This is a genomic window from Anaerolineae bacterium, from assembly GCA_014360855.1.
Lineage (GTDB): Bacteria > Chloroflexota > Anaerolineae > JACIWP01 > JACIWP01 > JACIWP01.
Window position 1 is genome coordinate 1 of record JACIWP010000196.1, and the last position, 5,798, is coordinate 5,798.

The window sequence follows — 5,798 nt, forward strand, 5'->3', positions numbered from 1 at the left end:
CGGTGAAGAACACCTCCCTTTATCCGACCCTGCGGGAGGTGGTGATTACTGAGACGCTGGAGAACCTGACCTATGTCGCCGGCTCCACGGTCATCACGTATACGCCGAAGGCCGGCTCGCCGGTGGTGCGGTATGTGGAGCCTGTGGTCGGGAATGTCGGCGGCAACACCGTCCTCACCTGGAGCTATGCCCAGGCCGGGTTGGCGGATCTGCTGGATGAGGTGCCGGCGGAGGACACGATCGTCATCACTTTCAAGGTAGCCGCTTCCTGCAACGCGGCCGCCGCCAACCAGGTGCGCGGGGTGGCCACGGCCACGGAGCCGTGCGGGCGCTTGCTGACCTCCAATGAGGCCGGCCTGACCATGCTGGTGCAGGTGCCGGCGCTCTCCCTGACCAAGGAAGGGCGCAATATTACGAAGGGCACCGGCTTTGCCAGCCGGCTGGATGCCGAGCCTGGCGATCAGGTGGAATGGCGCATCCGGCTGACCAATGGCCCGCAGGGGTCCACCGCCGAGAACTTGTTCCTGACCGATACCTGGCCGGCCAACTTCACGCCTTCTGGCGCGCTGACCGCTACGGTGGGCATTACGCCCACTGCCGGCGGATGGGAGGTGGATCCCCTGCCGGCCGGCCAGTCCGCATACTTCTACATGCGCGGCACGGTCAACCCGGATAGCTGTGGCGTGGATACGCTCAATGCCTCCCGCGTGACCTACGGTTGTGCGGTTGATGGATGCGCGGCCGGCGCGGTTGCCACCACGGCGGTCCTCCGCACCCAACCGCAACTGCGCATCAGCGGGCACACCCCGACGACGCTCTCCGAGTGCGGCGGCGTGATCGTGCTCACTCTGGATAACCAGGGGCCGCCGGCACACAACGTGGTGCTCTCCGAGACGCTGATGAGCGGGCTGGTGTACAGCGGCACGCTGGGCGCTACCACCGCGCCCACGAGCTATCCCGCCGGCGGCGACAATCCAGCGGTCTGGCGCTGGGATACCCTGCCCTCCGGCCCGACCGTCATCACCTTTGAGGTGCGCAATGCCGCGAGCGCCGGCGGGTGTGCCCTGCCGCAGAGCGGCCCCATTACGACGGCCCTGGCATACGAGGACAGTTGTGGCAATCCCTTCAGCACCTCCGCCCAGACCGACACGACGATCGGCCAGCCGTCCCTGCAGGTGAACAAGATACCATCTACCCAGACGGCCGGCATCGGGCAGGTCATCACCTGGACCATTTTTGTGACCAACGTCGGCAGCGCGCCGGCGGAAAACCTGGTGGTGACCGATACGGTGGCCACGACCTTCCAGAATCTCCAGTTTGGGCCGGGTTCGGATGGGGCCCTGCCGACGGTGGCCGGCAATCAGGCCGTATGGCGGCCGGCGGACCTGGCGCCTTCTGCCTCCTGGCGGGCGGTCATCACCGCTACAGTGGCCAGCGCCGGCGACAACGATAACCTGGTCACCGCTACCGCCAGTTGCGACAGCGGCTGTCTGGCCAGCTCCGCCTCCCAGCAGGCCTGGGTGACCCTGATGCAGGGGTTTGACAAGGGGCCGGCCCTGCAGTCGGGCACCATTGGCGACCTGCGTACCTTTACCTTCACCGTCTCCCTGCCGGATGAGGATACCTTGTATCAATCGGTGCGGTTAACGGACACCCTACCGGCTGGCCTGGGCTATGTCTCCTCGCTGATCACATATACCTATGATATCGACGCCGGCGGCACTACGGTCACTTCCGCCACGCCTAGCAGTGCGCCGGCCTATCTCCAATCCGGCAGTATCATCTGGGATTTGGGCGCTCTGCCCGGTTCGGCGCGCGTGGACGGCCAGGTCACCGTCGTGCTCCGGGACGTCAGCTCCAATGTGCAGGACAGCCGGCTGACGAACACCCTGCGCCTGAGCTATGTGGACGCCGGCCAGACATACATCTACACCGATACGGCCGGCATCGACGTGACGGAGCCGCTCCTGCACCTGGCCAAGACCTACGGGATACCAGGTTGCAGCGCGACCCGCTTCCAGTACAACTTCAACAACTTGAGCGACGCCGGCTGGTCGGAAGTGGGCACGTGGGCGCCGAACAGCAGTGGCATCTATCAGAACACCTATTATGGTTCCTATCGGCGCGCCTTCGCCGGCGATGCCAACTGGCAGGACTACAGCTTTAGCTTCCTGATGCGCACCACCTCCTCCAGCGGGGCGATGGGCGGGTATGTGCGGCAGAACAGCAGCGGTACCACCGATACAGGCTATGTCTTCCGCTGGACCACTACCCGGATGGAACTGCGTCAGCGCAACCCGGATGCCCTGCTGGCGTCGCGCGCCGGCGGCTTCACCCCCGGCCGCTGGTACCACGTGGAGATGCGCGTGCAGGGCTCCCAGATCCAGGTGTTCGTGGACGGCAGTCTGGTGCTTTCCGCGACCAGCACCACCCATGCGCGCGGCCGTATTGGCCTGCTGTCCGATTATCAATCGCTGACCCAGTTCGACGACGTTGTGGTGACGCTGTACGGCGGAGACGGTTGTGTGGTGGGGGCTGGCGACCTTATCACGTATACGCTGGCCATCTCCAACCAGTCTTCACTGCCGGCCTATGACCTGGTGGTCAGCGACATCATACCCGCCGGCATGAGCCTACTGACCTACACCGTGCAAAGCGAGGACCCCTCCGCGGTAATTACGGCGGAGCCGGCGCCCATCCCCGGCGCGGCCGGCACCCTGATATGGCGCATCAATCACCTCACGCCCACGGTGCCGTACAACCCGCTGGATCACAACGGCCTGAACCTGCTGGTCACCCTGCAGGTGTCCGACGATATCACCGGGAATATCACCCTCTCCGACCAGGCGTCGCTCGGGTATGACGGCCAGCAGAACGACGGCCCGGTGGGCATCCAGCGCGCCTACAGCGGTGGGAGCCACTCGGCGGCCGTGCGCACGCCGAACGGCGGCATCGCCAAGCTGGTGGAGTTCGGGCCGCCTCCCACGGCGACCCTGGGTTCGCTCATCACGTATACCCTGCGGGTGCCGGATGTCCCCATCAGCGCCACATTGTATTCCGTCCTTGTGACGGACACGGTGGATGGCCGGCTGAGCATTGAGAATGTGACGGCCAGCGGCGGCACGGGCGCGCTGTCGGGCTGGACAGGTCAAGTTGTCACCGGCACTTTCACCAGCATCCCTCATGATACCCTGGCATTCATCACCATCACGGCGCGGCTCCGCGATACGCTGGGGGGCAAGGCCGGCGACACGATCCCGGATGTCGCCTCCATGGTCCATGCCAGCGCTCCTGTCACTACCAGCAACGCGGTGACCACCACGGTGGGCGAGCCCTTGCTGAGCATCCACAAAGGAGTGCAGTCCTCCACCGGCAGTTTGAGCGGGTTGGACGGCTCGGCGGTGCTGACCTACACCATCACCCTGACCAACGCCGGCTCCAGCCCGGCCTACGATGTGCTGGTGACCGACAGCGTGCCAGCCGGCATCAGCGTGACCCAGGTCTATGCCGGCGGAAGCCTGCAGGACGGCGGCCGCACCATTGTGTGGAGCATCCCGGCCATCACCAATACCCTGCCGGCGCCGCCGGACAACCCGCGTGTGCTGACCTATACGGCCCGCATCAACGGGGCCGGCGCGGGGGTCAGCCTGAGCAACCTGGTGACGGCGACCTATTCGTCGCTGGCCGGCGAGGTGCCGGGCGAACGCCGCTACGGTCCGTTGACCGACGGGACCACGGTCTCCACGGCGATGCCGACGGTGGGGAAACTCCTCGCCCCCTCGCCGGTAACGGTGGGCGATGTCATCACGGAGTCCCTGCGGGTGACGGTGCCGGCCGGCCTGGTGCTCTATTCCCCGGTCATTACCGACACGCAGTGGACCAATGGGGTGGACTTTATCACGGAGACGCGGCAGATCGTGGATATCTCCGGGACGCCGGCGGTGCCGGCGGCCTTCAGCGGGCCGTCCGGCGGCGCGAACACGGGCTCCGGCCGCTATATCACCTTCCCGTTGGGCACGGTGGACAACAGCGGTTCGACGGTGCCGTATGTGTTCGAGGTGCAGATCGGCGCGCGGGTCATGGGATTGGCGGATAATGGGGTGGATTGGCTGTGGTTCCTGCCCAACGCCGGCGACCAGACGCTGGATCAGTTCCAGTTGACCTGGAGCGATGGCGTCACTGGCCGCTCCCTGACCTCCAATATCCCGACGGCGCTTATCCGTCAGCCCCTGCTGCAACTGGACAAGCGGGTGAGCCCCGTCAGCGGCCGCGCCGGCGAGGTCATCACCTATACCTTGACGGTGACGAACGTGGGGAACTGGCCGGCCTATGATGTGGCGCTGACCGACAGCATCCCGGCCGGCGTGCAGGTCCTGCCGAGCGGTGGAAGCGCGTCTCCTGCGCCGGCCACTTACAGCGTGCTGTCCGGTTCGCCGCATACGGGCGCCGGCGGGGTGATCACCTGGACGCTGGTCAGCGAGATACCCGTGGGCGGCGTGCAGACCTATGTGTACACCGCCACGCTGGCCACCAACGTGGAACCCAACGCCATCTATGTCAACGTGGCCGACGTGGACTGGACCTCGCAGGCCGGCGACACGCTGTACGAGCGCCGCTATGTGGACAGCCCACAGGAGAACGGCTGGACGGCGGACACCGATGATGCTCAGGTCAGCACGCCCGGTGTCCTCGGCATTGCCAAGGCGCTGGACAGCCTGGATGCCGCCTACACCATTGGACAGATGGTGCCGTATCGCATCACGGTGACCCTGCCGGCCGGCACGGTGCGGGATGTGGTGGTGACCGATACGCTGGATGCCGGGCTGGTGTACCTGCCCTCCAGCCGGCATATCAGCGGGCCGGCGATCTCGCCGGCGGAATCGGTCTCCTCGCCCAACGACGGCACCGCGCCGGTGACGGTGGTCTGGAACTTCGGCACCGTGGTGAACCCGCCGCCGGGCCAGCCCATCGTCATCACCTTCCAGGCCCGCGTGGCGGACACGCCGGCGAATCGCGATGGTGACGTGAAACAGAACCGCGCCGGCGTGCGCTGGACCGATGGCCAGGGGGCGGCACATGAGGAGCTGGCGCCGAATGTGCCGGTGACCCTGGAGATGCCGGCGCTGGTGGTGGACAAGAGCGCCCAGCCGGCCATCGTGGCCGCCGGCGCGCCGGTGACCTTCACCGTGACGGTCACCAACGTGGGGAGCGGGATGGCCCAGCACGTCCATGTGACCGATACCCTGCCGGCCGGCTATCAGTACATCGCCGGCAGCAGCCGGCTGAACGGGACGCCCATCGCCGATCCCATCGTGGGCGCGGATCAGCGCACGCTGAGCTACCTGCTGGATGCCACGCTGGCCGGCGGCGCCTCCCTGACCCTGCGTCTGCAGGCTCTTGCGCCGGATCAACCGGGCTTCGGCGAGGGCATCAATGTGGCCCGCGCTACGGGTCAGGATGAGACCGGCGCGCCCATCCCGCCGGACAACAGCGCGCATGTGCCGGCGGATACCGATCCGGACGACCTGGATGATGCGCAGGTGCGCGTCCCGTATCTCTACGCCTCCAAAGTGGACAGCCTGCAGGTGGACGCCAACGGCGACGGCTTCGTCAGCCCGGGCGATACCCTGCGGTATACCGTGCGCATCGTCAACTGGGGCACGGCGCCGGCGACCAATGTGCGCTTCACCGACACGCCAGACAGCAACACCGCGCTGGTGATGGGCAGTGTGGCGGTCACCAGCACCGCGCCCTCGACGGTGCTGAGCGGCAATTCCCCGGGCGACACCTCGGTCGCG

Annotated in this window: 1 protein-coding gene; it reads left to right on the plus strand. The window is 66.6% G+C overall.

The window, feature by feature from the left end:
- Positions 1-5,798 (plus strand): DUF11 domain-containing protein (locus tag H5T60_10670; GenBank protein MBC7242894.1); only part of this gene is annotated, 5,798 nt, incomplete at both ends.